This is a genomic window from Candidatus Accumulibacter cognatus, from assembly GCF_000584975.1.
Taxonomy (GTDB): Bacteria; Pseudomonadota; Gammaproteobacteria; order Burkholderiales; family Rhodocyclaceae; genus Accumulibacter; species Accumulibacter cognatus.
In genome coordinates, this window is the sequence record NZ_JDST02000115.1 from 1 (window position 1) to 2,590 (window position 2,590).

The 2,590-nt window shown below is 62.7% G+C and carries 1 protein-coding gene; it reads right to left on the reverse strand.

Going from position 1 to position 2,590, the window contains the following annotated elements; translation table 11 throughout:
* Positions 1-87 precede the first annotated feature (87 nt).
* Positions 88-2,394, reverse strand: coding sequence for a CHAT domain-containing protein (locus tag AW06_RS18295; RefSeq protein WP_034953201.1), 2,307 nt, complete (start codon positions 2,392-2,394; stop codon positions 88-90).
* Positions 2,395-2,590 lie beyond the last annotated feature (196 nt).

The window sequence follows — 2,590 nt, forward strand, 5'->3', positions numbered from 1 at the left end:
CCTGCGCCGGCAACGCGCACCCGGCAACTGCGAGCAGGGCCACAACGGGCGGCCAATCCGGTTTGCAGGGGGTGAACAGGGTTCTCCTCACAGCCAGTTCCCGATGATGATGAACGGCGCCCAATAGAAGGGGTGACTCCAATCAGGGTGACGAAGCCATTCGAGTTGTGCCCGGCGCAGGGCTTCGGTCTTGGACAAGCGGGTGTTGGCAATGCCGCCGTAGAAACTCTTCATGAGTGCTTTCGCCACCTCGTCGGCGACCGGCCACAGGGTGCCGAGGACACTCCGGGCACGCGCCTTGATGGCGGCGCCGGAGATGCCGAGCGGCGCCCGGTCGTTGCCTTCGGCGGTCTCACAGGCGGACAGGCTCAGCAGCTCGATCGGCGTGCTCTGGAGTTTCGCGGCCTTGAGCAGGCTCTGCAGCCCGTTCATCGTGATCAGGTCATCGTAGGCCAGGATGAAGCTGGTCTCGGCATTACCACCGAAAACGCCATGCGAGGCGATGTGGACGATGCGGTAATCGCCGGATTCGGCCTGCTGGCGAAGTTGGTCGACGGTGAATTGCGCATCCAGCAGGGTGTTCCCGTGCAGGATGCTGCGCAGCGCCTCGATTTCTTCCTTGACTCCGGGCAAGGTCAGACTAGTTCGAAGATCCTCGATTTGCCGGGACGACGGCTGGTTCGATGGCGTCGCACTGCGGAGCAGGCGCATCGAACGTAACTCGACCGTCCGCGCAAGTCCCCTCCCACGCCGATCCTTTTCGGCCACGTCCGCTTGCTGGATTTGTTCACTCAGCAAGCGGCTGTGCTTCTCAACCACCGGTCCGGGTTCCGAGAGGCCGACCACCAGGGATGCCGCCATCTGCCCGACCGGCACTCCGGTATGGGTCATAGTCATGCCGGTGACCATCGAAACCGCATATTTTTCGATCACGAACTGCTGGCCGTCATGCAGCGCGGCCATCGGCACCAGACGCAAGGCCCCCTCCGGGACGAGCACCAGCGAGTCGATGTGTTGAGCAGCGAAGATGTCGGCAAAGGGCTTGAGGAGCCAGTCGTTCAGTTGCCGTGCCGGCTCCAGATAGTCCTCCAGGCCGTTGCGCAAGGCGTCGGCCAGGGTCTGTGCCGTGGCGCGCAGGGTCGCACCGGCGATCGCCGTGGTCTGCCGATGGATGCCGTTCGATGTCTGCAGCAACAATTCGATGCGATCGGGCAGGATGACCGGGTAGAGCACTGCCGTGCCCGAGGGCACCCGCTCTGGATCGCTGCCTTGCGCAGCCTCGAGCGCGCAGCGATCTCCCAGGAAATCCTGCAGTTCGGCTTGCCGGATCCATTCCAGTGCATTCAGCACCTTCGGCAACTGCGCCGCCTGAACCTCTGCCGGCTGCTTGTCGAGTTGCCGCAGCAGCAGATCCGTATAGCCCAGATAAATCGGTTCGAGCGTCGCCTGAAAAGACGATCGGCCATCTTCATATTCTATGGGGATATCCTGTCGCACCGACTCGAGGTGGCTGACGGCGCGCTGGTAAGCAGCCAGCGCCGGCGCCTCCCGACCTCTGGCCCGGAGCAGCCGTGCCTGCCGCCATTCCAGATCGATCAGCAAGCGGGCGACTGCTCCTGGCGCCAGGGAATGCGCCTGTTCGATGGCCTGTTGGGTCAGGATCAGCGCATCCTGGTCCCGGTGATGGTCCTCATAGAGCTGTGCCAGGGCATCCAGGGCCTCCACGGCTAAAGCAGGATTGCCCTGCTGCCTGGAGAGTTCCCGTGCCCGATCGAGGTGTCGATACGCCAGGAACAAGCCCGGCGTTCCCAATAGGCGCGCCTGCTCACCCAGGTTGAGGTGGAAGCGGGCGAGCGGACCAGGAGGTCCACCGACCTGTTCGGTCTGCTGTGACAGCAGCAATAGTTGCGCAAGCTTTTCTGCTTCGGGAGCCATCCGGAGGAGGTTGAGACGAACGCTGAACTGGATCTCGATCGCTTCTGGCGCGAGGTCGAGCGCTTCCTGATAGTACCCCCTGGCTTCTTCGCTGCGCTTGCGAATGAGTGCCAGATTGCCCAGATAGACGGCAAAATGGGCGCGCTCGACACCCGTCGATGATCCGTAAGCACTGCGCAGCAGACCTTCGGACTCTTCATGGCGGTGGGCTTGCAGCAAGGAAATCCCCAGCTCTCCGCGCGCCCGTAACTGGCCGCCAGGGGATACGGCCAGTTTGCTGACGGAAGACAAGAGGTCGATCGATTTCTGGAGATCTCCTTGTTCACGTAATGCGATACCCTGAGCAATGAGCTCATCCCCGCCATCGACTGCCTGGCCGGCCAGTGCAAGCGCCGGAACCATCAGCAGCCAACACAGCGTGGCGCCTTGCCATAAGGGCTTCAACCATTTCTGCATCATCCCCTCCACGTATCATGTCTCTATTCTATTCGAGGAGCCATTCCGGTCACCGGCGGGTGGCCCGTGCTCAGGAGCGCGTCGTCTGCGCGTCATTGGCGCACTTCCAAGATGCTGAGAAGTACGACGGATCGCCGGGTAAGGATGCAGCAGGCCACCTACGGCCGTCGTGTATCCCCGGAGCGGGGCCGAGCAGGTC